Source organism: Neisseria sp. HMSC075C10 (assembly GCF_001815615.1).
Lineage (GTDB): Bacteria > Pseudomonadota > Gammaproteobacteria > Burkholderiales > Neisseriaceae > Neisseria > Neisseria subflava_A.
The window spans coordinates 50438-74585 of record NZ_KV821248.1 but is presented as its reverse complement, the minus strand read 5'-3'; the positions used below and the strand labels follow the sequence as shown (position 1 = coordinate 74585).

The window sequence follows — 24148 nt, the reverse complement described above, 5'->3', positions numbered from 1 at the left end:
GTCGGGCACAAATGCCCAACCTGTTGATTGCAAACCGCTTATCCGCCGACTACGGGGCGCACGATGTCCACTTTATCGTTTTCATTCAAAACCGTTTCCGCATACGCGCCTTTGGCGACAAAATGGGTATTGACGGCAACAGCAAACGGCTTTTGCGGCACGGTTTGGGTAATAAGGTCGGCAACGGTTGTGCCGTTTAATGTGATGGTTTCATTGTTCAATATAATCTTCATGATGTTTGCTCCTCTTGTCAGACTTCTTATTTTCAAACGACCTTATTGATTCCACAAAGCCTGAAACGCTTTAACCACGGCTTCGGGATTTTCCACTTCGGTAACGGCGCGGACGACGGCGAGTGAGGAAACGCCGGTGGCGAGTACGGCTTGGGCGTTGTTCAAATCGATGCCGCCGATGGCGACGACGGGCGTGCCGCCTGCCTGTTTCACATACTCGCGCAGTTTGTCCAAGCCTTGCGGGGCGGTGGGCATTTGTTTGGTTGTGGTCGGGAAAATCGCGCCGCTGGCGACGTAGCTGGGATGTACGGACAGGGCGCGGTCGAGTTCGGCGACGGAGTGCGTACTCAAACCCAAGCGCAAACCAGCGGTGGCGATAGCGGCGAGGTCGGCTGTGTCCATGTCTTCCTGCCCAAGATGTACGCCGTATGCACCTGCAGCAATCGCTTCGCGCCAGTGGTCGTTGATGAAAAGCTGGGTTGCGCTGTTTTGGCAGGCTGCGACGCAACGTTCGATTTCGCGTTTCAACTCGTCGCCATGCAAGGTTTTACAACGCAGTTGCACCGTGTCGGCACCTGCTTTGACCATGCGCTCCACCCAATCGGCGGTGGGAACGACGACGTAGAATTTGAGCGGGGATTTTAGGGGCGGGAAGGTCATGGGGTGTCCTTTTTCATTTCTTACGGAGCAATAAAGGTTGTCTAAAAACATCGAGTATTCGCATTCATGCCGTAGAGCAGAAGAGGGGCGATACTTGATGGGAAGCTTTCGCTTTTATAACCAACGGCGGACGCGCCGACAGTAAGACTCGTACTCTGCGCCGAATTTCTGCGCCAAAACGCGTTCTTCGGGCATGATTTGAAACCACGTCATATAGGCAACAAATGCAGCCAAAAACAACCACGGCAGCGGGTGCGCCAAATAGCCCGCCCATGCGACCAGCCAGCAGCCCAGACCCGCATACATCGGGTTGCGGCTGAAACGGTACACGCCGTCTGAAACGAAGTGTTCGGTTTGTTCGGGGTTGAGCGGGCTGACGGTCGTGCGCACACGGCGAAACGCCCACACACCTAATACGCTCAACAGAGTCCCAAACACCATCAAAACAACCGACAGCAATATAGGAAAGCGCGGCAGTATGCCGGCCAACGCCGACACTTGGACAGAGACGTACATCAACAACGCACAAATAAAACATATCGCCGGCGGCGGAATTTTGGTTTCTAAATTCATATTGTTACCTTTATAAAACTGATAGCGCGGCGTTTTCAGACGAACTAAAGCTTATTTTACCTCAAGCTTATTTTCCAATATACGCCAAACCGCTTTCTTCATCACGTTCGGGCGCGTCTTTTCCGTCAAACAGTGCCACTGCCAATCTGACGGCGGCGGCGGTTACGGCGAGAGAAATCATGAAACCGTGGCGGAAACAGCCGAAAATCTGTGTTTAGGTTTCGGCTGTTGGGGGGAATGGCTTTTTTGCAAAGGTCTCGGCCTTTTAAACGGTTTGAAAAAGGACGTGTCGAACACGTCCTTTTTTCCTATTACAACAGGAATATGGTTGCCAATCCCAAGAAAATCAGGAAGCCGCCGGAGTCGGTTACCGCGGTAATCAGCACCGAGCTGCCCAATGCCGGGTCGCGTCCGGCTTTGTCCATCATAACGGGGATGAGGACACCGACGGTCGCGGCAAGCAAAAGGTTCAAAGTCATTGCGGCCACCATGACCAAACCGATACCGATGTTGCCGTAGAGCAGCCATGAAATCACACCCATTACCGTGCCCCAAATAATGCCGTTGACGAGGGCGACACCGACTTCTTTTTTCAGCAGGCGGCCTGCCTGTGTGCTGGTCATTTGTCCCATCGCCATGGCGCGGACGATCATGGTGATGGTTTGGTTGCCGGAGTTGCCGCCGATACCGGCGACGATGGGCATCAGTGCGGCCAGTGCGACGATTTTTTCGATACTGCCTTCAAATGCGCCAATCACGCGGCTGGCGATGAAGGCGGTACACAGGTTGATGGCAAGCCACATCCAGCGGTTTTTCACCGAGTCCCAAATCGGGGCGAACAAGTCCTCTTCTTCTTGCAAACCGGCCATGTTCAACATGTCGGCTTCGGATTCTTCACGGATCACGTCCACCATTTCGTCAATGGTGATCCTGCCGATCAGCTTTTTGTTTTCATCGACAACCGGCGCGGTCACCAAGTCATAACGTTCAAACGCCTGCGCCGCTTCTTCCACGTCGTCTTCGGGACGGAAGCGCACGACATCGGTGGCCATCACGTCTGCCACCATGTCTTCGGGATCGGCGACCAAGAGTTTGCGGATGGGCAGTACGCCTTGCAACACGTCGTTTTCATCGACCACGAAAATCTTGTCGGTATGGTCGGGCAGGCTGTCGAAACGGCGCAAGTAGCGTAACACGACCTCACACGTCACATCGGCGCGGATGCTGACCAATTCAAAGTCCATAATCGCACCGACTTGGTTGTCTTCGTAAGACATCGCCGCTTTGACCTGCTCGCGCTCTTCTTCATCACGCGTTTGCAGCGCTTCGTACACCACTTGGTGCGGCAAGTCGTCTGCCAGTTCTGCCAATTCGTCTGCGTCCAAATCATCGACAGCGGCCAACAGCTCGTCTTTGTCCATGGACTCGATCAGCATTTCGCGTACGGAGTCGGATACTTCCAGCAAGACTTCGCCGTCGTCTTCAGGGGCGACCAAAAGCCAAACGATGTTACGCTCGCGCGGCGGCAGGGATTCCAAGACGGCGGCCACGTCGGCAGGGTGCAACTCGGCCAAGAGGACGGTCAGCTCGGTAAACTTATCGCGCAGGCTTTCGTCTTCAATCGGCATGCCTGCTTCAATTTGTTCAAAGGACGGCTCGAGGATTTCGCATAAGGCGTGGATGCGGTCGATATCGTCAGAAATGCGGTCTTCTACCACATCATTGTCGGGGATATTGTCGAGATTCGGAGGGGTTTGTTCGATGCTCATAAATGCTCCGCCCGCCGGACGCGGGAAGGCATTTCGGCGGGATGATTATTGTTGTTGTGTATCAGATGGGAAGTTCAAAGGCGAACTGGGAAGGTCCATAATTCGAGCCTGCTGAGAGGCGCAGAGTTGTAAACGGTGCATATTCTACTCTTTTTTAGGCCGTTTTACCATTTTTAACGGGAAAGGCCGTCTGAAATTTAAGTTTCAGACGGCCTTTTCATTTGCTCAAACCTTATTCTTTAGGCAGGCGCAGGACGGAGACGATGAATCCGCCCCAAATGACGATCAATGCGACAAGCATCATAATAATGGCTGAAGTACTCATTATTCGTCTCCTTCACGTTCGTGTTCATGTTCGTCTTTGACGTTGAAGTTCTGACCATGTTTCCACGGCAAGAAAGATAGCAGGACAGACAATACCAAGAGAGTGCCTACCATGCCCCAACCGAAGATATTGAGGAAGCTGTCAGGATAGCCGCTGTAATTCTCTTTTAAGAGGCTGGCAGTATCTTGATACAGCATATAGCCGAGCATAGCGACGGTAACTACCACGCTGGCTGTCCACACTTTACCGACACGGATAGAAGACAGCGCATTCAAATGGTTGCGCAGTTCCGGCAGCTTGTGCAACAGGACAATCGCCAGAACGTAAACAAAACCAGAAGCCACAATGCCGTAAGTATTGATGAATTTGTCCAACACATCCAACACAGGCAGGCCGGTAGTCGTACCGAACAGCAAGGTAGAAATAATTGCCATTGGCACGCCTGCAATCAGCGTTGCGCTGACACGGCCAATGTTCATTTTGTCTTGAATCGCAGCCACAATCACTTCAACGATGGAAATCATCGAAGTGACACCGGCAAACACCAGAGAGCCGAAGAACAACACGCCGATCAACGCACCCATAGGGGCTTGGTTAATGATGGTCGGGAACGCGATAAACGCCAAGCCGATACCGTTGGATGCCACTTCGCTGACTTCTTTGCCTGCGGTTTGAGCCATAAAGCCCAATGCAGCAAATACGCCGATACCGGCGAGCAACTCGAAGCTGCTGTTGGCAAAGCCGACAACCAAGCCTGTGCCGCCCAAGTCGGTTTTTTTCTTCAGGTAAGAAGAATAAGTAATCATGATGCCGAAGCAGATGGAGAGCGAGAAGAAAATCTGGCCATATGCGGCTACCCAGACTTTCGGATCCGCCAAACGGCTCCAGTCAGGCGTAAACAAAGCGTTCAAACCTTTTGCCGCACCCGGCAGAGTCAGCGCAATGCCCACCATGATGACGAACATCACCACCAACAAAGGCATGAAGAATGTAGATGAACCGGCCACGCCTTTTTGTACGCCCAAAGCCATAATTGCCAGCGTAAACACCCAGACGGCAATCAGCGGGCCGGCAACTTTGCCGACAAAATCCAAGCCCAAGTCTTTGGCATCGGCCATTTGCAGGAAGTCTTTGAAGAAGAATGCCTGCGGATCCGCACCCCATGCCGAAGTCAAAGAATAATAGGCATAGCTTGCCGCCCAGCCGACAATCACGGCGTAGTAGATACAGATGATGACGTTGGTCAGGAAGTTCCACCAACCCATCGGCTCAAACAAACGGCCGAGGCGGCGGAAAGCCAAAGGTGGCGAGCCGCGGTAACGGTGGCCGATGGCGTAGTCGAGCAGCAACAGCGGAATACCTGCCGTCAACAGCGCAACCAAGTAAGGGAGGACGAAAGCACCGCCGCCGTTGTCGAAAGCGATGTAAGGGAATCGCCAAATGTTGCCTAAGCCCACGGCCGAGCCGATGGCAGCAAACATAAAGGCGCGGCGACTGCTAAACGTCGCGCGTTCGCTGGATTGAGAATTTGACACGATGAACCTCTTAAAAGTCGAGTGCCGCCAAGGCCGTTCAGCCTTGCGCGTATATATTTAGGAATCAGGCCGGGCAAGCCGGTCGGTTAAAGTAGATATTCGGACAAGGATAATATCCGGTATAGAGGATGCACCGCTTATGGCCATGCAAACATAATCTGACCTTATCGTAAAAAAATTTAACACTGTTGACAAGTCATAATTAAATTAAAATCACAAGCAAAATCTTCATACACTACGACTAAAACCTTCATACACTTATTTATATAACCCCCAAACACAGCTCAATCCACCGTTTTTCCCTCCCTTGTTCCGACAATTTTCCCCTTTGCTAAAAACTGCCCTCCCCTTATCCGGCAAGGAAAATCGGGAATTCAAGGCGTTTAAATTCCACGTCATCAAAAAAATGTTCAGACGGCCTTTTACTTTTACTCGATTAAACCCAGGCCGTCTGAAAATTACACTGTTGTATGTTGTAATCAAAAGCCACACTCACATTCTGTTTAATATAAACAAAAACAATCCGCCTTTTCTCGTTTCATTCATTACCATGATTTAAAACGAGCATAAAACACTAAAAATAGAATTAATGAAAAATAAAATTTCAAAAAATATAAAATAATATTAAATTTAAACCTTTATTTCTACTCTAATCATCTACAATTAAAAATAATCGAACCTAAAATTTTCAATAAAACATTAATTACACAGCACTACATTTTTGCTATAATTGCCACCATTCACTCCATAACCCAAACCCAAAAGAAGAGGAAAAGCCATGGGTATCAAAGTTGCCATCAACGGTTACGGCCGCATCGGCCGCCAAGTAGTGCGCGCTATTTTTGACTACAAACTGCAAGACCAACTCGACATCGTTGCCATCAATGCCAGCGGCAGCATCGAGACCAATGCTCACCTGACCAAATTCGACACTGTTCACGGCCGCTTCAACTCTGAAGTTTCCCACGATGAGAAACACCTCATCATCGACGGTAAAAAAATCCCTTACTTCTCTACCCGCAACCCAGCCGAATTGCCATGGGGTGAATTGAGCGTTGACCTGGTCATGGAATGTACCGGCGCGTTCACCAGCAAAGAGAAAGCCAAAATCCACTTGGAAAGCGGCGCGAAAAAAGTGCTGATTTCCGCTCCCGGCGGCGATGACGTTGACGCAACCATCGTTTACGGCGTAAACGACGACGTGATTACCGACGATATGACCGTTATCTCCAACGCGTCTTGTACCACCAACTGCCTGGCGCCTGTGGCCAAAGTGTTGAACGAAAACATCGGTATCGTAAACGGCGTGATGACCACCATCCACGCGCTGACCAACGACCAAACCGTCACCGACGTACGCCACAAAGACCTGCGCCGTGCGCGTAGCGGCGTGGAAAACATGATTCCGACCAAAACCGGCGCGGCAAAAGCCGTCGGTTTGGTATTGCCGGACCTGAAAGGCAAACTCGACGGCCTCGCCATCCGCGTACCGACCGTCAACGTTTCCCTGGTTGACCTGAGCTTCCAAGCAGGCCGCGACACTTCCGCCGAAGAAATCAACGCGCTGATGAAAGCCGCTTCCGAAGAAGGCCGTCTGAAAGGCGTATTGGCCTACAATACCCTGCCACTGGTTTCCATGGACTTCAACCACACTACCCAAGCCAGCACATTTGACTCTACGCTGACCAAAGTAACCGCAGGCAAAATGGTTAAAGTGTTCGCATGGTACGACAACGAGTGGGGCTTCAGCTGCCAAATGCTGAACACCGCGCGCCGTATGTTCGGTTTGGAAGTACGTCCGTTCTAATCGGCTTCCAACACAAAGGCCGTCTGAAACATCTTTTCAGACGGCCTTTTGTATTTCCTTTAAAATATTGCATTCCCATTTCTTTTCAGACGGCCTCTTCATGTTTCCCAACGAATCCGCCCCAAACCTCCTGCAAGGCTTAAACCCCGAACAACTCTCCGCCGTAACCTGGCCGCCGCAATCCGCCCTCGTTTTGGCAGGCGCAGGCAGCGGCAAGACGCGCGTACTGACCACGCGCATCGCATGGCTTTTGCAAAGCGGACAAGCCAGCGTACACAGCATTATGGCGGTAACGTTTACCAACAAAGCCGCCAAAGAAATGCAGACCCGTTTGGGCGCGATGATTCCCGTCAACGTCCGCGCCATGTGGCTCGGCACGTTCCATGGCTTGTGCCACCGCTTTTTGCGCCTGCACCACCGCGACGCAGGCCTGCCCTCCTCCTTCCAAATCCTCGACAGCGGCGACCAGCTTTCCCTGATCAAACGCCTGCTCAAAAGCCTCAATATCGCAGAAGAAATCATCGCGCCGCGTTCGCTGCAAGGATTTATCAACGCGCAAAAAGAATCCGGTTTACGCGCTTCCGTCTTGAGCGCGCCCGATCCGCACACCCGCCGCATGATTGAGTGCTACGCCGAATACGACAAAATCTGCCAACGCGAAGGCGTGGTCGATTTTGCCGAACTCATGCTCCGCAGCTACGAAATGCTGCAAAACAACGAAATCCTGCGCCAACACTACCAAAACCGCTTCAACCATATTCTGGTCGACGAATTCCAAGACACCAACAAGCTGCAATACGCCTGGCTGAAACTGATTGCCGGCAACCACGCCGCCGTCTTTGCCGTCGGCGACGACGACCAAAGCATTTACCGATTCCGCGGCGCAAACGTCGGCAACATGACCGCGCTGATGGAAGAATTCCACATCGACGCGCCCGTCAAACTCGAACAAAACTACCGCTCCGTCGGCAACATCCTCGCCGCCGCCAACGCCGTTATCAAAAACAACGACGAACGCCTCGGCAAAAACCTGCGCACCGACGCCGAAGCAGGCGACAAAATCCGCTACTACTCCGCCTTTACCGACCTCGAAGAAGCCCAATTCATCGTGGATGAAACCAAAGCCCTCGAACGTGACGGCTGGGATTTGGACGAAATCGCCGTCCTCTACCGCAGCAACGCCCAATCGCGCGTTATCGAACAAAGCCTGTTCCGCAGCGGCATCCCCTACAAAATCTACGGCGGGCTGCGCTTTTACGAACGCCAAGAAATCAAACACGCCCTTGCCTATCTACGCCTCGCCGTCAATCCCGACGACGACAACGCCCTCTTGCGCGTGATTAACTTCCCACCGCGCGGCATCGGCGCACGCACCATCGAAAACCTTCAGACGGCCTCAAACGAACAAGGCATCACCCTCTGGCAGGCAGCCTGCAATGCCGGCGCAAAAGCCACCAAAATCGCCGCCTTCGTCCGCCTCATTGAAGCCCTGCGCAACCAAGTCGGACAAATGCCCCTGTCCGAAATCATCGTCGGCATCCTCAAAGACAGCGGCCTGACCGAACACTACAAAACCCAAAAAGGCGACAACCAAGACCGCCTCGACAACTTAGACGAACTTGTCAACGCCGCCATCGAGTTCAAACCCGAAGACAGCAACTTTGAAACCCTGCCAGAAAACATTTCAGACGACCCCGCCTTCCCCATCCTCGCTTTCTTGAGCAACGCCGCCCTCGAATCCGGCGAAAACCAAGCAGGCGCAGGCGAAAAAGCCGTCCAACTGATGACCGTCCACGCCTCCAAAGGCTTGGAATTCAACGCCGTCTTCCTCACCGGCATGGAAGAAGGCCGCTTCCCCAGTGAAATGAGCCTTGCCGAACGCGGCGGCCTCGAAGAAGAACGCCGCCTCATGTACGTCGCCATCACCCGCGCCCGCAAACGCCTCTACATCACCATGGCGCAACAACGCATGCTGCACGGACAAACCCAATTCGGCATCGTCTCCCGCTTCGTCGAAGAAATCCCGCCCGAAGTATTGCACTACCTATCCGTCAAAAAGACCACCTACGACAGCTACGGCAGCCCGCGCCAAACCGCCACATTCAAAGACAAAATCATCGACGACTTCAAACAGCCGCAAACCTACGCAGGCTTCCGCATCGGCCAAAACGTCCGCCACGCCAAATTCGGCACCGGCGTCATCATCGATGCCGTGGACAAAGGCGAATCCGCCCGACTGACCATCAACTTCGGCAAACAAGGCGTGAAAGAGCTGGATACCAAGTTTGCGAAATTGGAAGAGATGTGAAAAGGAAGATGGCATAGGCCGTCTGAATCCGGTAACAGCAAATTTTGCCCAAACCTCCGCCGTCATTCTCGCGCAGGCGGGAATGACGGACGATAAAAGTCGGGTATAGATACCTAACCCCTGTTTATAGCTGAAATCAATAAGGAAGAACATTATGTCCCAAGTTTTTAAAGATTTTGATTTGTCCTCCGTATGGAAAACTAATAGTTGGGCAGATAAAAACTACAAAGAAGCCCCATTTACACCTGAAATTTTGGCTGCCGTAGAAAGTGAGCTAGGCTATAAATTGCCGCAAAGTTTTATTGAATTGATGGCAGTACAAAACGGCGGGATATTTGTTAAAAACTGCTTTCCGACCACGCAGAAAAATTCGTGGGCGAAAGATCATGTGCAAATTTGCGAGATGTCGGGAATCGGTTTTGAAAAAGAAGGGAGTTTGTGCGGCGCGATGGGGCAAAAACTTTGGCTGGAAGAATGGGAGTATCCGCCTATCGGCGTGTATTTGGCCACCGACCCGTCAGGAGGTCATGCCCTGTTTGCCTTGGACTATCGAGAGTGTGGAAAAGACGGCGAGCCGAAAGTGGTGCTTGTCGAACAAGAATGGGATTTTGAAATAATCGAACTTGCCCCCGATTTTGAAACCTTTATCCGCAGCTTGCGGCATGAAGATGAGTTTTTAGATAACTAATAAAAAGTAGGCCGTCTGAAAATTTTTCAGACGGCCTTTTAACATCTACCTACTAAGCCGAAAAAGCCTTATATGTCATTGAAACGATAATCAGCAAAACCGTTACGACCAAAACCTTACGAATAACTTCTCCGTTTGAATTAATAGCATGGAGGCTACCAAAATGGTTGCCCAACAAATTTGCCAAAATCATCGGGATTCCGATTAGGAACGCCATTTTCCCTGCTATCAAGAAGGCAACAAATGCCCCGATGTTAGAAGCAAAATTGAAAATCTTGGAAGTAGCCGAAGCCTGCAACAACGACAATTTGTTAATGACAAACAAAGCAATGATGAAAATACTACCTGTACCCGGGCCAAAAAAACCGTCATAAAAACCAACAATCAGACAAGTTAAAAATACGGCGATAACGGATTTTTTTATCTCGCCACGCTCGTCTTCTTTTTTCAGCAAAACACCTTTAAACAAAGTTGCCAGCAAGCCTATGGGCAAAAACGCAAGAATAATGTAATTGATGGTTTCCACCGGAAGAATCAAAATGACTTTTGCACCGACAAATGCCCCAATTAAAGCCGCAACAATGCCAACCGGCACAATATGCCATACGATCGAACTGCTCTTCATAAAATTTTTAATCGCAGCCACCGTACCGATGGTACTCACCAATTTTTCCTGTGCCAATGCGACCTGAGGCGGTAAACCTACCATCAAAAATGCGGGAATCAAAATCAGCCCTGCTCCGCCCGCAATAGCATCGACATAGCCCGCAATCAAAGACGCGGCAACCAGCAGGAAAAGGCCGATATAAAAATAATCGGCAATAATACTGCCGGGAATAAATAATTGTTCCATGGATTGTTTCCTCTTGATTAAATTTTTTGTTATTAAAAGTTATTAACTGCTCAATACATCGCCCTTCTTCGTCAAAACATATTGATAAACTTCTTCTACCGTAGCCTCGTCATAGCTTTTGCCAAAGCGTTTTTTGTAGCCCAGTTCGTATAGTTTCACATGATGCCCTTCCGGGATTTCGACGCCCACATTTTCCAAACACGATTTGGCGCAATGCAGATGACAGCCGTCAATAACCAACATCGGCCGTCCGGACTGCGCTTTGCGTACCAACGGCGCGACTTTGCCGCCCACGCCGGAAATGCACGACATTTCAAATTCTCCGGCATGGTCGAGCGCTACAGCAGTGTTGTTGGCCAGCTGCGCCACATCGGAACATCCGGAACAAGAATAAATTAAGGGAAGCTCATTGCGGTTAGGCATTTTCTATTTCCTTCGGTAGCGGTTTTTATCTTTATGTGTCCGCCCATGGTCAGTCTGTCGGGCGCATCATGCGCGGTATGTGGATATTCGGGTTACACCCGTTTTCTTTTTTCAGACGGCCTACGGCGTATCCATTTATATATTAAAAGGCATCATAACTCAATACGATTAGACATTCTAGAACAAAGCAGATGCGACCTTCTAAAAAAATAAAGGCCGTCTGAAAACAGATAACGCTGCTTTTTCAGACGGCCTTTTTATTTGAAGTTAATGATTAGGCTTTGTGTTCGCCATCATTCTCTTCTTTGGGCGGAACGGGGGCAAACCAGCCGACCAGAAGCAGCAGCAGGCCGACGATGATGAAGGAGACGATGCGCGCGATACCGCCGCTGTTGGAAAGCTCGATCAGGAAGAGTTTGACGACCACGATGCCCATTAGCGTCGCGCCTGTCATCCAGTAGGAACGCTGTTTGCGGCGGTTGCCGAGTACCATCAAGATGATGGCGGTTACTGCCCAAACGACGGAGAGGCTGGCTTGCAGGCCGAAGGATTGCAGCATGATGTCGAGACGCCAAGTGATGCCGTCGTAGAAATGCCATACGCGCATCACGCCCGCGCTGATCAGCATAAATGCCAAGGCGGCGACTGCGGTTGCCGTGGTACGGCGAAGGTCGGGCGGCAAGGCTTCAGGCAGAGATTTCAGGGCAAACCAAAGCATGCCGGCGCTGGCAAGTTCCACCGGATTGAGCACGGGAATATACGGCAACGGCGAAGGTTGGAACGGCGTGGAGAAGTTGGTCCACAGCATCCAACAGGCAGCGGCAAGGGCGCACAACGGCAAGGCGAAGTGCTGATAAATGGCTTGATGCCGTCTGAAAAATTCGCGGTGGCGCTGCGTATGGAAAACAATCCACATCGCCAAAGGCACAACCAGCCATGAGAGCTGCGACCAAACGCCGGAGAGAAGACCGCCGACATACAGCGCGGTCCAAAGCGTCCAAAGTACGCCGAGTATCGTGATATTGAGTTTGTGCAACCAAATCAGATCATGGCGCGGATAGTTGTTCAAAATAATGAAGTTCAACACGGTGGCGGCGACAAGTGGCAAGGCTGCGGCGGCTGTCCATGCGTGTTCGGTATGGTAGAAGACGAAATGCAGGGCAAACACGGGCAGGAATGCCAAGTTTGCCTGCAACAGCTCTTCCCATTTCAAACGTTTTGCAAACAGCAGCAGGCCGGCAAATATCGGCCACATCCACAACTCGATAAACAGGGTTTCCTCGCCTGTCCATTGCATATAGAGGGCGTAGCTGCCTGTCGCCAACGCAGTAAGCAGGATGATCCAGCCTGAAACCTGCGCAAAGTAAACCTCGTTTCCTTCCGGTTTTTCGCTTGCAACCGGTACGCGCGGATATTGCAACGCGTAGGCAGCCGCAAACAGCAAAGGCGTAGCGGCAATAAGGTACAGATGGCTCAGGAAGCCTTTGGATTCATAAATGATGCTGCTTTGCTGCAACAGGGCGAACAATACATTGCCCAAAGTAAATGTGATAAATACATTCGGCTCATGTTTGCGCCGGCAGAATGCCCACGCCGCTGCCAAAGCAGAGAGAGCGACAATGCTGCCTTGGTCGGCCAAGAAAAGCAAAGGCAAAATAGAGATGTACAGCAAGGCGACAGACAACACGGCCGTCTGAACGGATTTTTCCCATTGCGCCGAACCTTCGCGACGCGAAAAATACCACAGCAAGTAAATTACCGCTCCGACAAGCAACACCACAACCGTTGTAAACCACTGCCCTTCCAAAACGGTATCCGTGCCGAAGCCCTGATAATTGCCCAGCTGAATCAGTGCTGCCAAGAGATAAACCATCAGCGCACCCAAACGGATATGCGGACGCTGTTGGCGCAGACCGAAGAAATAAACCAGTGCGGATTCGGCACTCCACAGGATAACCGTATTGCTCGATTCAAAATAAAGCGGAACGGCAATCGTGAGGAACAATACCGCCAACGCAAAAAACGCCTGACGCAAAATATACAGCCCCTGCTGACGTTTCAGCAGCAGCGCGGCCAGTCCGTAAACAGCGGCAAAACCCAATGCGGAAAGCGCATCCGCGAATGGCCAATGCTCCACCATGCGGTATTGCAGGCCGAACGCCGCCGCCATCGTGCCAAACAATAAAGTATGGTCGAGGACATGCACGCGCAGGCCGTGTGTGTAAATACTGTTGCCAATCTCCTCTAAAGTCGCATTGTCGGCAATCGGCGTAACGCTGTCTTCGCTGTTTTCCGTCAGCTTACGGCGTGCGAACAGATACGCGATAAAGGTATAGAGCAGTCAGTGGTAAATCAGAAAAGGCTCGGTAGTGGAGAAATGTTGCGGCGTATAACTTCGCATGCCCCACAGCGCGGCAATGGCAAAAGTAGCAACAAAACCCGTCAGGTTCAGCGGGCGCCATGCCTTAAACCACGCAATTGCGGCCACACCGGCATTGAGCAGGGCAAGATAAGAGAATAGCACCAAATAATTGCCGCTGCCGTCTGAAGTCAGCAAAGGCGCGGCCATACCGCCGATTAAAGCAACCTGCGCCATAATCTGCGCGTTCTGCCTTACCGCCAGCCACGCCATCAGCACGACCATCGCCACCATCAACCCGAACACGACCGACACAGGCAACAGCGGATGCAGTTTTAATGCCGCCAACGCCGTCAAATACATCACCGCCACGCCGAAACCCTGCAACACCAAGCCATATTCACGCTTACGGCTTTGCAGCTTCCAGCCGCCGACCACCGCCGCCAAACCCGCGCCTGCCACAGTCAGATAACGCAGTTCGACAGGCACATGAACCCGCTCGGAGGCATAGCGCAAGAGGAACGCCAAGCCGAGGAACAGCACCACAATACCGGTTTTCAACAGCGGATTACCGCGCAAGAACCAAGCAACAATCGGATTGTCGGAAAACTTGTACCCTCCATCCTCCGCTTGATTTTTATGGATAACGAATTGACGCGATGGCGCTTCTTCGCTTTCAGACGGCATCGAAGCAACAACAACCTCTTCTTTAGGCAGCCCTGCTTGTTCAGCAACAACCGGAGCAACCGCCTCGACAACTTCTTCCACAACAGGCTCAGGCGAAGCAGCAGCCTTGGCAGAAACAGGATCAATAGGTATAGAAAAAGAAGGGGCAAACGCCTCTTCAATTTTCTGCTTAACAGGCGCAGCTTCCGCCTCAGGCTCAACCCGAACATGAAGCGGCTTAGAGGCCGTCTGAACATCGGCAACAGCCCGAGCCTCAAGCCCCTGCCCTACCTTCGCCTCATCACGGACAGTCTCATGCTCCAACACCGACAAACGCTGTTTCAGCAGCTCGATTTCCTGCTCCAGCTTTTGCATCCTGTCGCCTGCCGTAGCAGATTCAGCCAAACGCTCTTCTTGGCGTTGTTTGGCGATTGACCAAGCAACCAGCCAAAACAATGACCCAATAATCACGCCCGTGGCCATCTCATCAAGAAAATAGCCGATAATAATAGGAATAAGCAGGCCGAAAAACTGCATGAAACACCTGTTTGATAACAATAAGAATATGCCGATTGTAACACCAACAACATTGTTGATGAAAAAAAGAGACAAAAGGCCGAGAATAAAAGCATACGGCGAATAGAATATAGAGAATCGGCATAAAAAAGGCCGTCTGAAAATGTTTAAGGATTTTCAGACGGCCTCAGACATTAAGCATTACCATATTCGTGTTGATATACATACGTAGTTCCAGTTTAATAGTTTTAACTTTAAGGTAGCTGATATAAACGGGATTAAGAGGAAAAATCAGTAGGATTTATTGAAAACAATAAGACATTTATTAAAATTTATAAAGTAAATTATACACAGGTTATCAACAGGCTTCCTGAAAATTTTTTCCTAATTCCTAGGAAAAAAAATATTTCTGTTTTATAATTTGAAAAAATCAAGGAGTTTTTATCATGAAAAGTCAAGATATTCTGCTACTATTGAAAATATTTAGTCTCTCCTACTACGAAAAAATTGACCTTACAAACAAAAAAATGGTGAAATCGGAATTTCTTACTGAACAGCAGAAGAAGCAGTATTATTTAAATATTATTTATAAAAATAAGGAATCAAAATATAACAACTATTACTTGAATAAGTATTATGGTGAAATTGAAAATTTATATTCAAAAATAGATTTCAATAGTCTTTTCGATGAGAATAAATATTCACTTTTATCATTGGAAAAAAGTACAGGTATTAGCAAATCTCAAATTAGTCTTTCATTAAAAAGATGTATTGATTTAAAATTGCTACTGATTCGAGATAGAATACCCTATGTAAATACACAAGATCTCCTGAATGTTGTAATCCCTGCATTAAGATTTTTTTTCCCTATAAAAAAAATAGGTAATGTTAGAGGAATACCTATTTCATATTCATCACCTTTTTTGTATGAGAACATTATATCAGGCAAAAAACTTCCGATGGTGTGGGGAGATGCTAATGGTACAGTAGTAGGGGATGCTATTGAACCACTATATAAGACAGTCCCATATGCTGCGGTAAAAGACCCCCTGCTATATGAATTATTAGTGCTGGTAGATTCAATTAGGCTCAATGCACCTAGGGAAAAACAAGTAGCATTTGAGCAATTAAAAGATATTTTTATGGGAAAATGATGAATACGGCAAGTGAATTACATTTTGATATGCTGAAAAAAGTAGTATCGAAGTTAACACCTTCATTAAGAGAAAAAATTGTTTTTGTAGGAGGCTGTACAACTTGTTTATTTGTAGATGATGTAAGTCAAGAAGAAATTCGCAGTACAGAAGACGTAGACTTGATTATTTCTGTATTAACACATGGTGAATACAGACACTTCCAAGAAGAATTAAAAAGTTGCGGATTTAAAGAGCTTGGCTTAGAAGATGAGGAAGGACCAATATGCAGAATGAAATTAGAGAATATCTTAATAGATCTAATGCCAACAAACGCTATTTTAGGTTTTGAAAATAAATGGTATCCGATAGCTTTTGAAACGGCTGAAAATTATCCATTAGATGAATTTATAATTAAATTGATTCACCCAATTTATTTTTTAGCAACTAAATTTGAAGCATACAACAATCGAGGTAATAGAGACATTCTTGGAAGTAAAGATCTTGAGGATATCTTGATTGTGTTAGATGGGCGAAACCAAATTTACGAAGAACTTTTTAATTTTAAATCTATAGATAATAATGTTATAGAATTTATTCAAGAGCAACTTAAGATATTAAATAACGAAAATTTCTTTTTATATAAATTATATGACTATCCAAATGTTGAAGATAAGATTTGCAGAATATTGGAATTATAATGAAAGTAATTTGGAGAAGTTATCAAGGGAAAGATAGAAAATGTAATAGCGATTATGGCGTTTTTTGTAATTATTCTAATTGCTATGTATTTATAATTGGGGATGCAAAGGAGGAAATTGAATCTCAAAATTTTATTAAATATATTTTAGAGGTTATTGCGAAAGAATTATATTCAGAAAATCGAAATATTTTAAGCATATTGCAACATGCAAAGGAATCATATGTCAGAGAGGTAGGCATGCCAAACAAATTGCCAAATCAAATAGCATCTCTACACATATTGATTGTTAATAAGGAAAATTTCCAAACACAAAGTTTTAATCTTGGTGATTGTAGATTTGGCCATAAAATAAATAACGAATGGAAATGGTTAACGGAACCACATGTTATATCTGGATTGGAACACTATGTTACCCAATCATTTCGTACAAAGAAGTCAATTGGAGAAATTTGTAAACAAGAATTTATTTTAGACCAAAAGGAAAGTTATTGTTTGGGAAGCGATGGATATTGGAAAGAAAATATGAATCAGTCTGATGATCATAGTCAATTATTAATATTAGAACTAGATGTTGAAACACTAGAGACTAGTGATACAACAATAAATTTTAGTATATTTTGAATTATATCTTGAATGAAATGCCGTCTGAAATTTTCAGGCGGCATTTCATTCATATAAGCATCAATGCGCTTCTTCCCAATTCATACCCACGCCCACTTCTGCTACCAGCGGCACGTTCAACATCCCTTCGTCCACTTTCGCCATAATCTGCGGCAGTTTTTCTTTGACTAAATCCAGTTCGGCTTCGGGTACTTCCAATACCAATTCGTCATGCACCTGCATAATCAGTTTGCTTTGCAGGCAGTCCCATGGGGAGGCTTCGCACTCTGAATTCAACCAATGGAACACGTCTATCATGGCGCGTTTGATGAGGTCGGAGGCGGTGCCTTGCATGGGGGCGTTGATGGCGGCGCGTTCGGCTCCGGCGCGGGCGTTGGCGTTTTTGTTGCGGATGTCGGGCAGGTAGAGGCGGCGGCCGAACAGGGTTTCGACGAAGCCTTGCGCGGCGGCTTGTTCTTTGGTGCGTTGCATGTATTCGGCGACGCCGGGATAGCGGGCGAAGTAGCGGTCGATAAAGTTTTTGGCGGAGATGTTGTCGATACCCAATGATTTGGCAAGGCCGTATTGACCCATGCCGTAAATCAGGCCGAAGTTGATGGTTTTGGCGTAGCGACGTTGTTCGGGCGAGACGTTTTCGGGGGCGATGCCGAATACTTCGGCGGCGGTGCGGCGGTGTACGTCTTCGCCGTTTTGGAACGCGGCGATGAGGGTTTTGTCTCCGGAGAGGTGCGCCATGATGCGCAGCTCGATTTGGGAATAGTCGGCGGAAACGATGGCGCTGCCTTGCGGTGCGGTAAAGGCGCGGCGCACGCGGCGGCCTTCGGCGGTACGGATGGGGATGTTTTGCAGGTTGGGGTTGTTGCTGGCGAGACGGCCGGTAATGGCGACGGCTTGGGCGTAGGTGGTATGTACGCGGCCGTCTTTGGGCGAAATCATTTCGGGCAGTTTGTCGGTGTAGGTGGATTTGAGTTTCGCCAGGCTGCGGTTTTGCAGGATGATTTTGGGCAGGGGGTAGTCGGGCGCGAGCTGTTCGAGCACGGCTTCGTTGGTGGAAATGCCACCTTTGGCGGTTTTTTTCAGGCCTTTGGTGGGGATGCCCATTTTGTCGAACAGGATTTCTTGCAGCTGTTTGGGCGAGTTGAGGTTGAACGGCTGGCCTGCGGCGGCGTAGGCTTCTTGTTCGAGCTTCATCAGCTCGGCGCCGAGTTCTGCGCTTTGGCGGGCGAGTTCGGCGCGGTCGATTTGCACGCCGTTGCGTTCCATTTCAAACAATACCTGCGCGACGGGCAGCTCCATTTTTTCATACATTTCAAGCTGTTTGTCGTCCATTTGCGCGCGCAGGTGTGCTTCGAGGCGCAGGGCGAAATCGGCGTCTTGGGCGGCGTATTCGGTCGCCTGCCCGATGGCGACATCGGCAAAACTGATTTGCTTCGCGCCTTTGCCGCACAGCGATTCGTAGGTAATGGTTTCCAAGCCGAGCCAGCGTTCGGACAATTCGTCCAAGCCGTGTCCGAGATGGCTCTCGATGATGTAGGAAGCAAGCATGGCGTCGCCGGCAATGCCGTTCAGGGCGATGCCGTAGTTGGCGAAAACGTGTTGGTCGTATTTGAGGTTTTGCCCGATTTTTTTCAGGGCAGGGTTTTCCAAATGCGGTTTCAGACGACCTAATACGTCTTGTAAATCAAGCTGTTCGGGCGTGGCGGTCAGGCTGTGGCCTACGGGGATGTAAACCGCTTCGCCTGCTTGAAACGCAATACTGATGCCGACCAGCGAGGCGTTCATCGCGTCTAGGGAGGTGGTTTCCGTATCGATGCCGATTGTGTCCGCTTGCGACAGTTTGTCTAACAAAGCGGCAAACTGCGCTTCGGTGGTAACGGCTTGATAATCCAGCTTTTCAGGCGCGGGGGCATGTTCTCTGATTTTTTCAGACGACGTTTCCATGTCCAACGCAGCCTGTTCGCCTATCGTATCGCTGCCGAACAAATCGCCGTCCGCCGCTTCGTGCATACGGCTTTCTGCTTCCTTCAGCCAAGTGCGGAAGCCCCAGCGTTTGAAATCGACCGCAAGCTGCGACCATTTCGGCGAAGTGCGGCGCAGGCTTTCGAGGCCGTCTGAAAGCTCCGGGTGCAAGTCCACATCGGTTTTAATCGTCACCAAATCATACGAAAGCGGCAGTTGGGGCAGCGCGGCTTGCAGGTTTTCGCCGACCTTGCCCTTGATTTCCGCAGCGTGTTCCATCACGCCAGCCAGCGAGCCGTAGGCTTCCAGCCACTTCACCGCCGTTTTTGGTCCACACTTCTCCACGCCCGGCACGTTGTCCACCTTGTCGCCCATCAGTGCGAGATAATCGCGGATTTGGTCGGGGCGCACACCGAATTTTTCCTTCACGCCTTCAATGTCCAGCGTTTCGCCGCTCATCGTGTTCACCAGCGTCACGCGCTCGTTCACCAACTGCGCCATATCCTTATCGCCGGTGGATACCACCACATTCCAACCTGCTTCGCCTGCCATCGCCGCCAGCGTGCCGATAACGTCGTCCGCTTCGACTTGCGGAATCACCAGTACCGGACAGCCCATCAACCGCACCAAATCCGGCAAGGCTTCCGCCTGCGGGCGCAAATCGTCCGGCATCGGCGGGCGCGTCGCCTTATAGTCGGGGAACATCTCGTGGCGAAAATTTTTGCCCTTAGCGTCAAACACCACCGCGCAATAGTCGTGCACATAATCTGCCCGCAACCGGCGCAGCATGTTCAACACGCCATACATCGCCCCCGTCGGCGCGCCGTCGGGCGCAGACAAATTCTGCCCCATGGCATGATAGGCGCGGTAAAGATAAGAAGAGCCGTCAACGAGAAGGAGTGTGGGTTTATTGGACATGGAGAACCTGCTGTGTGTATGAAAATAATGTACGGATTATAAAGGAAAAGGCCGTCTGAAAACCGAAAATAAGGTTTCAGACGGCCTTAAATATACGGTTTTAAGCATTGCGCCCCAGAATCCCATATTGGATATTTTTATTCAAATGAATACAAACCAAAACAAACGAATATGAAAGCAACGAACCGTATCTCAATCAGTATGCGCATTGCTCAAGAAGATGCTGATTTTATTGCTGAACGCAAAATGGAAGGTGCGAATACGCCATCTGAAAAAATCTGTGAATTGCTCAAGCCGACGTGCTTGGCGCATCCCGGATAAAGTTTAAAAATTTCCTCAAACATCGTCCTTTTCTCATTGTGTATGTTTTTTGGGCTTGGATGTTTATGAAAATCTGATTGCATTTCTTCATTATATAAAATAAGTCAAGTTTTCAGACGACCTTCTTTGTCAGAAAGGTCGTCTGAAAAGAAAAACGCCGCGAGGAGCTTATCCTTGCGGCGTGTGGCGGAACAAATCAATAGTCGATATGTTCGCTGATAATCTTCAGGTCAGGCCATGAAAAGATGATGTCGTATTCGTGTCCGTTTTTGAAGCCTTCAGCTTTCAGTACGGGACGGCCAATATGATCGTCGGCTTCAATTTCATGCACGATGTAACCGCGTTGTTCAAGTATCCGCATCACTTGTGCACGTTTTTGCTCGAAAGACGGATCGCTGTAAATTTTGTATTCGATGTAATCATCATCGTAATACTTGCCGTCGCGGTAACGGTAGTCGTCATAACGGTCATCATGACGATCATAACGCTGCTCGTAGCGGTCGGTGCGATCAGTACGATAGTTGTCATCATAGTTGTAAGAATTAGGGGCGGCACAAGCGGTCAGTGCGATACTGCCTAAGAGTAATGCTGATAAAAGTTTTTTCATATCGTATCCTTTCGGGACGTAGGGGTAAGTCAAATAAGGAATATTCGGAAGCTGATTATAAATCAACGCGTTCTTCGATAATGTTCAAATCGGGATAAGACATCACGATTTTGTATTCCAAGCTGCCTTTGTAGGCCTCAAATTCCAAAACAGGTCTTGCCCAATGTAGGTCCGTGTCAGAATCGTGGACTTCATAGCCTCTGTTATGCAGGATAGACAAAGCGCGGTCGTGGTATTGCGCGAACGCCGGATCTGTCTCCATACGGTATTGGGCGTAGTCTTCGTAAAGATCGAAACCTTCTGTTGCAAGAAAAATGGCGCAAACAACGGCGACTGGAAATAGTAATTTCTTCAAAAGCAGGTTGGACGGTTTTGTATATTGCGACTCAGAATGTTTCATTCCGTTCCCTTTGTGTCTGTTGTCGGTATAGACATTTAAACACGCAGGACTTAGGGAAAAATTAGGAGCGTTTTCAGACGGCCTTTCTTTACGGTACGCACAGATCATCTGAAAATAGGGGGATTTAATGATTTGTGCCATCTTGCTCGGCTTGATAACCGCAGTATTGCTTTACTTTGTAATATTTAAGGATTGGGACGAATTTATCGAATGAGTCGAATTCTATTGCACACCGGACATTTTCAATGCGTTGTGGGAGTAGTATTGGGAATCTGCCCAATGGAAAAAATCGAGACATCAAGATTTTGCAAGTCAATGGTCTGGGTGGCTTTGCCGGTGGTGCAAACGGTGCGGAAGATGTTTCAGCCGGCCAAGCCACACAAGCCAGCCTTGCAGACCAAATGGTCAACAGTGCCCTGCGTTACCGCAGCCAAGCTCCGTTGGTTGACGGTCTCTTGAAAGAGTTGGGACTAAATGGTGGCGACATCAACGGTCTGACCCAAGGACTGGATAAAACCATCGACCAATCATAAACGAATGCCGTAATAATGATTTAAAGGCCGTCTGAAACTTTTCAGACAGCCTTTTTTATATGCGAGCTCAGAAAAACGCTAATATTTTCAATACTGATAAATTCAATTCTATTGCAATTGCAATAAATTAGGAATCATCCAATCTATTTTTTTGAGGATAATAAAGATTGGGTGGGCTATTTTAAATGTGAATCACAAGGCTAACTACTTCAATGATGATCCACCAATAATTTAATCATAAAAACCTGTTCTACCGTTTCGATTTCAAACTTGCCATCTACTCATCTATCGACATTTCAATATCAAACCGCTTATCTTCAGGCAAATAAAAAAGCACAACATTTCGTTGTGCTTTTTCTTGATGAACCCACATTACTTGTTTTTTTGCGAACGAAGGTAGTCCAAAGTTTTCAGCTGGGCAATGGCTGCTGCCAATGCTTTGTGCGCTTCGGCCAGAGATTTATCATCTTTGGCTGCAGAAACACCTGCCTCGGCTGCTTTTTTAGCTGCTTCAGCACGCGCCTGATCCATTTCTGTACTGCGAACGGCAACGTCTGCCAATACGGTAATCTTATCAGGCTGTACTTCTAAAACGCCACCGGAAACGGCAACCAGCACTTCTTCAGCTTCACCCGGAACAGTCAAACGCAATGCGCCGGGGCGTACCAAACTCATAATCGGCTCGTGTCGTGGATAAATACCAAGCTCACCTTGAACGGTCGGAACCACCACAAAGCTGGCCTCGCCCGAATAGATGTTTTGCTCGCTACTAACCACTTCAACTTGCATGGTGCTCATGCCGGCCTCCTTAGTTTAAGGTTTTCGCTTTCTCAGCCGCTTCTTCGATGCCGCCTACCATATAGAACGCTTGTTCAGGCAGATGGTCGTATTCGCCGTTCAAGATGGCTTTAAAGCCGGCGATGGTGTCACGCAATGAAACGTATTTGCCTGGAGAACCGGTAAATACTTCGGCAACGTGGAACGGTTGAGACAGGAAGCGTTGAATTTTACGGGCACGCATCACAGTCAGTTTGTCTTCGTCAGACAATTCGTCCATACCCAGAATGGCGATAATGTCGCGCAATTCTTTGTATTTTTGCAGAGTAGACTGTACACCGCGCGCTACGTCGTAGTGCTCTTGACCCAATACCATCGGATCCAATTGGCGTGAAGTGGAGTCAAGCGGGTCAACTGCCGGGTAAATACCCAAAGATGCAATATCACGGCTCAATACGACGGTCGCGTCCAAGTGGGCGAAAGTTGTCGCTGGAGACGGGTCAGTCAAGTCATCCGCAGGTACATATACGGCTTGGATGGAAGTAATGGAACCGGTTTGGGTAGAGGTAATACGCTCTTGCAAACGACCCATTTCTTCGGCCAATGTCGGTTGGTAACCCACTGCAGAAGGCATACGGCCCAACAGTGCAGATACTTCGGTACCGGCCAGAGTGTAACGGTAGATGTTGTCAACGAAGAACAATACGTCGCGACCTTTACCGTTTTCGTCTTTTTCGTCACGGAAGTATTCAGCCATAGTCAAACCGGTCAAAGCAACGCGCAGACGGTTGCCTGGAGGTTCGTTCATTTGGCCATACACCATGGCTACTTTATCCAATACGTTGGAATCTTTCATCTCGTGGTAGAAGTCGTTACCTTCACGGGTACGTTCACCCACGCCTGCGAACACGGACAGACCGCTGTGCGCTTTGGCGATGTTGTTGATCAATTCCATCATGTTCACGGTTTTGCCCACACCGGCACCACCGAACAGACCTACTTTACCGCCCTTAGCAAACGGACACAGCAAGTCAATCACCTTAATACCGGTTTCCAACAATTCGGTAGTTGAAGACAACTCATCGAATTTTGGAGCAGTTTGGTGAATGGCACGGCTCTTGTCGGTATCGATCGGACCTGCTTCATCAACAGGTGTACCCAATACGTCGACAATACGACCCAATGTACCTTTACCTACCGGCACAGTGATTGGCGCACCAGTATTGCTTACAGACATGCCGCGTTTCAGGCCGTCTGAACTACCCATTGCAATAGTACGGACAACGCCATCACCCAGAAGCTGTTGAACTTCCAGAGTCAGACCGTTCTCGTCCAATTTCAGGGCATCGTAAACATGCGGGATAGCGTCGCGTGGAAATTCCACGTCAACCACCGCACCAATAACTTGTACGATTTTGCCTTGGCTCATTATCGTATCCTAATTTCCTGTTCAGGCTTCAG

At 48.9% G+C, this 24148-nt stretch carries 20 protein-coding genes and 3 pseudogenes; 8 read left to right on the top strand and 15 right to left on the bottom strand.

Annotation, left to right across the window (positions count from 1 at the left end; all coding sequences use genetic code 11):
• Positions 1-38: 38 nt before the first annotated feature.
• The 7 genes and pseudogenes from thiS to HMPREF3047_RS02340 form a co-directional block, all read right to left on the bottom strand.
• Entirely contained in the window at positions 39-233 is a 195-nt protein-coding gene (thiS, locus tag HMPREF3047_RS02360; RefSeq protein WP_070712084.1) for a sulfur carrier protein ThiS, read from the bottom strand.
• Between the two features lie 42 nt (positions 234-275).
• On the bottom strand, positions 276-893 hold the full coding sequence (thiE, locus tag HMPREF3047_RS02355) for a thiamine phosphate synthase (RefSeq protein WP_070712083.1): 618 nt from the start codon (positions 891-893) through the stop codon (positions 276-278).
• 114 nt (positions 894-1007) lie between these two features.
• On the bottom strand, positions 1008-1466 hold the full coding sequence (locus HMPREF3047_RS02350; protein WP_070712082.1) for a methyltransferase family protein: 459 nt from the start codon (positions 1464-1466) through the stop codon (positions 1008-1010).
• 67 nt (positions 1467-1533) lie between these two features.
• Positions 1534-1677, bottom strand: a pseudogene (locus HMPREF3047_RS11245) (FAD-dependent oxidoreductase); the annotation flags it as partial.
• A 100-nt stretch (positions 1678-1777) separates the two neighbouring features.
• Positions 1778-3235 (bottom strand): magnesium transporter, encoded by a 1458-nt coding sequence (gene mgtE, locus HMPREF3047_RS02345; protein WP_070712081.1) that lies wholly within the window; start codon positions 3233-3235, stop codon positions 1778-1780.
• Positions 3236-3467: 232 nt separating this feature from the next.
• Positions 3468-3560, bottom strand: a complete 93-nt coding sequence (locus HMPREF3047_RS10880) for a methionine/alanine import family NSS transporter small subunit (RefSeq protein WP_036472778.1) — start codon at positions 3558-3560, stop codon at positions 3468-3470.
• Positions 3560-5095: a sodium-dependent transporter gene (locus HMPREF3047_RS02340; RefSeq protein WP_083315932.1), complete on the bottom strand. Its 1536-nt coding sequence runs from the start codon at positions 5093-5095 to the stop codon at positions 3560-3562. The genes HMPREF3047_RS10880 and HMPREF3047_RS02340 overlap by 1 nt, the downstream gene beginning before the upstream one ends.
• A gap of 778 nt (positions 5096-5873) precedes the next feature.
• Between HMPREF3047_RS02340 and gap the strand changes: the two genes are divergently transcribed.
• The 3 genes from gap (at position 5874) to HMPREF3047_RS02325 (ending at position 9898) form a co-directional block, all read left to right on the top strand.
• Positions 5874-6902, top strand: coding sequence for a type I glyceraldehyde-3-phosphate dehydrogenase (gene gap, locus HMPREF3047_RS02335; RefSeq protein WP_070712079.1), 1029 nt, complete (start codon positions 5874-5876; stop codon positions 6900-6902).
• A gap of 100 nt (positions 6903-7002) precedes the next feature.
• Positions 7003-9210, top strand: coding sequence for a DNA helicase II (gene uvrD, locus HMPREF3047_RS02330; protein WP_070712078.1), 2208 nt, complete (start codon positions 7003-7005; stop codon positions 9208-9210).
• Between the two features lie 154 nt (positions 9211-9364).
• The gene (locus HMPREF3047_RS02325) at positions 9365-9898 is read left to right on the top strand and encodes an SMI1/KNR4 family protein (RefSeq protein ID WP_070712077.1); all 534 of its coding nucleotides are present in this window, start codon (positions 9365-9367) and stop codon (positions 9896-9898) included.
• Between the two features lie 52 nt (positions 9899-9950).
• On the opposite strand, the gene HMPREF3047_RS02320 is transcribed toward HMPREF3047_RS02325, so the two are convergent.
• From HMPREF3047_RS02320 to HMPREF3047_RS02310, 3 genes and pseudogenes are all read right to left on the bottom strand, one after another.
• Entirely contained in the window at positions 9951-10751 is an 801-nt protein-coding gene (locus HMPREF3047_RS02320; protein ID WP_070712076.1) for a sulfite exporter TauE/SafE family protein, read from the bottom strand.
• 42 nt (positions 10752-10793) lie between these two features.
• The gene (locus HMPREF3047_RS02315; protein WP_003748129.1) at positions 10794-11174 is read right to left on the bottom strand and encodes a putative zinc-binding protein; all 381 of its coding nucleotides are present in this window, start codon (positions 11172-11174) and stop codon (positions 10794-10796) included.
• 274 nt (positions 11175-11448) lie between these two features.
• Positions 11449-14736 (bottom strand): annotated as a pseudogene (locus HMPREF3047_RS02310) (DUF2339 domain-containing protein).
• A 425-nt stretch (positions 14737-15161) separates the two neighbouring features.
• Here HMPREF3047_RS02310 and HMPREF3047_RS02305 point away from each other — a divergent pair.
• Genes HMPREF3047_RS02305 through HMPREF3047_RS02295 form a run of 3 tightly spaced genes read left to right on the top strand, consistent with a single transcriptional unit; the run spans position 15162 to position 17172 of the window.
• Positions 15162-15869 (top strand): hypothetical protein, encoded by a 708-nt coding sequence (locus HMPREF3047_RS02305; protein WP_070583874.1) that lies wholly within the window; start codon positions 15162-15164, stop codon positions 15867-15869.
• Positions 15866-16549 (top strand): nucleotidyl transferase AbiEii/AbiGii toxin family protein, encoded by a 684-nt coding sequence (locus HMPREF3047_RS02300; RefSeq protein WP_070583873.1) that lies wholly within the window; start codon positions 15866-15868, stop codon positions 16547-16549. The genes HMPREF3047_RS02305 and HMPREF3047_RS02300 overlap by 4 nt, the downstream gene beginning before the upstream one ends.
• Positions 16549-17172 (top strand): hypothetical protein, encoded by a 624-nt coding sequence (locus HMPREF3047_RS02295; RefSeq protein ID WP_070583872.1) that lies wholly within the window; start codon positions 16549-16551, stop codon positions 17170-17172. Before HMPREF3047_RS02300 ends, HMPREF3047_RS02295 begins: the two co-directional genes overlap by 1 nt.
• Positions 17173-17232: 60 nt before the next feature.
• On the opposite strand, the gene polA is transcribed toward HMPREF3047_RS02295, so the two are convergent.
• Positions 17233-20049 carry a DNA polymerase I gene (polA, locus tag HMPREF3047_RS02290; RefSeq protein ID WP_070712075.1) on the bottom strand — a complete coding sequence of 939 codons (2817 nt, stop codon included), beginning with the start codon at positions 20047-20049 and terminating at the stop codon, positions 17233-17235.
• Between the two features lie 171 nt (positions 20050-20220).
• Between polA and HMPREF3047_RS11385 the strand changes: the two genes are divergently transcribed.
• Complete coding sequence (locus HMPREF3047_RS11385; protein WP_168165898.1) at positions 20221-20370, top strand: hypothetical protein; 150 nt, start codon at positions 20221-20223, stop codon at positions 20368-20370.
• A gap of 196 nt (positions 20371-20566) precedes the next feature.
• On the opposite strand, the gene HMPREF3047_RS02285 is transcribed toward HMPREF3047_RS11385, so the two are convergent.
• Together HMPREF3047_RS02285 and HMPREF3047_RS02280 are read right to left on the bottom strand one after the other, a co-directional pair.
• Positions 20567-20977: a PepSY domain-containing protein gene (locus HMPREF3047_RS02285; RefSeq protein ID WP_070583870.1), complete on the bottom strand. Its 411-nt coding sequence runs from the start codon at positions 20975-20977 to the stop codon at positions 20567-20569.
• Positions 20978-21032: 55 nt separating this feature from the next.
• Positions 21033-21377 (bottom strand): hypothetical protein, encoded by a 345-nt coding sequence (locus HMPREF3047_RS02280; protein WP_070712074.1) that lies wholly within the window; start codon positions 21375-21377, stop codon positions 21033-21035.
• 293 nt (positions 21378-21670) lie between these two features.
• On the opposite strand from HMPREF3047_RS02280, the pseudogene HMPREF3047_RS02275 reads away from it, so the two are divergent.
• Positions 21671-21910 (top strand): annotated as a pseudogene (locus HMPREF3047_RS02275) (flotillin domain-containing protein); the annotation flags it as partial.
• 372 nt (positions 21911-22282) lie between these two features.
• On the opposite strand, the gene HMPREF3047_RS02270 reads toward HMPREF3047_RS02275, so the two are convergent.
• Positions 22283-22708, bottom strand: a complete 426-nt coding sequence (locus HMPREF3047_RS02270; protein ID WP_049331696.1) for a F0F1 ATP synthase subunit epsilon — start codon at positions 22706-22708, stop codon at positions 22283-22285.
• 10 nt (positions 22709-22718) lie between these two features.
• Positions 22719-24116, bottom strand: coding sequence for a F0F1 ATP synthase subunit beta (gene atpD / locus HMPREF3047_RS02265; RefSeq protein ID WP_003683789.1), 1398 nt, complete (start codon positions 24114-24116; stop codon positions 22719-22721).
• Between the last annotated feature and the right edge of the window lie 32 nt (positions 24117-24148).

Excerpts from the sequence above, each read along its gene's own strand:
- HMPREF3047_RS02320 (WP_070712076.1), bottom strand. The coding sequence starts at position 10,751 with ATGGAACAATTATTTATTCCCGGCAGTATTATTGCCGATTATTTTTAT.
- uvrD (WP_070712078.1), top strand. The coding sequence starts at position 7,003 with ATGTTTCCCAACGAATCCGCCCCAAACCTCCTGCAAGGCTTAAACCCC.
- HMPREF3047_RS02295 (WP_070583872.1), top strand. The coding sequence starts at position 16,549 with ATGAAAGTAATTTGGAGAAGTTATCAAGGGAAAGATAGAAAATGTAAT.
- HMPREF3047_RS02285 (WP_070583870.1), bottom strand. The coding sequence starts at position 20,977 with ATGAAAAAACTTTTATCAGCATTACTCTTAGGCAGTATCGCACTGACC.
- HMPREF3047_RS02305 (WP_070583874.1), top strand. The coding sequence starts at position 15,162 with ATGAAAAGTCAAGATATTCTGCTACTATTGAAAATATTTAGTCTCTCC.
- HMPREF3047_RS02300 (WP_070583873.1), top strand. The coding sequence starts at position 15,866 with ATGATGAATACGGCAAGTGAATTACATTTTGATATGCTGAAAAAAGTA.
- gap (WP_070712079.1), top strand. The coding sequence starts at position 5,874 with ATGGGTATCAAAGTTGCCATCAACGGTTACGGCCGCATCGGCCGCCAA.
- atpD (WP_003683789.1), bottom strand. The coding sequence starts at position 24,116 with ATGAGCCAAGGCAAAATCGTACAAGTTATTGGTGCGGTGGTTGACGTG.
- HMPREF3047_RS02270 (WP_049331696.1), bottom strand. The coding sequence starts at position 22,708 with ATGAGCACCATGCAAGTTGAAGTGGTTAGTAGCGAGCAAAACATCTAT.
- polA (WP_070712075.1), bottom strand. The coding sequence starts at position 20,049 with ATGTCCAATAAACCCACACTCCTTCTCGTTGACGGCTCTTCTTATCTT.
- thiS (WP_070712084.1), bottom strand. The coding sequence starts at position 233 with ATGAAGATTATATTGAACAATGAAACCATCACATTAAACGGCACAACC.
- mgtE (WP_070712081.1), bottom strand. The coding sequence starts at position 3,235 with ATGAGCATCGAACAAACCCCTCCGAATCTCGACAATATCCCCGACAAT.
- HMPREF3047_RS02350 (WP_070712082.1), bottom strand. The coding sequence starts at position 1,466 with ATGAATTTAGAAACCAAAATTCCGCCGCCGGCGATATGTTTTATTTGT.
- HMPREF3047_RS10880 (WP_036472778.1), bottom strand. The coding sequence starts at position 3,560 with ATGAGTACTTCAGCCATTATTATGATGCTTGTCGCATTGATCGTCATT.
- HMPREF3047_RS02315 (WP_003748129.1), bottom strand. The coding sequence starts at position 11,174 with ATGCCTAACCGCAATGAGCTTCCCTTAATTTATTCTTGTTCCGGATGT.
- HMPREF3047_RS02325 (WP_070712077.1), top strand. The coding sequence starts at position 9,365 with ATGTCCCAAGTTTTTAAAGATTTTGATTTGTCCTCCGTATGGAAAACT.
- HMPREF3047_RS11385 (WP_168165898.1), top strand. The coding sequence starts at position 20,221 with ATGAAAGCAACGAACCGTATCTCAATCAGTATGCGCATTGCTCAAGAA.
- thiE (WP_070712083.1), bottom strand. The coding sequence starts at position 893 with ATGACCTTCCCGCCCCTAAAATCCCCGCTCAAATTCTACGTCGTCGTT.
- HMPREF3047_RS02280 (WP_070712074.1), bottom strand. The coding sequence starts at position 21,377 with ATGAAACATTCTGAGTCGCAATATACAAAACCGTCCAACCTGCTTTTG.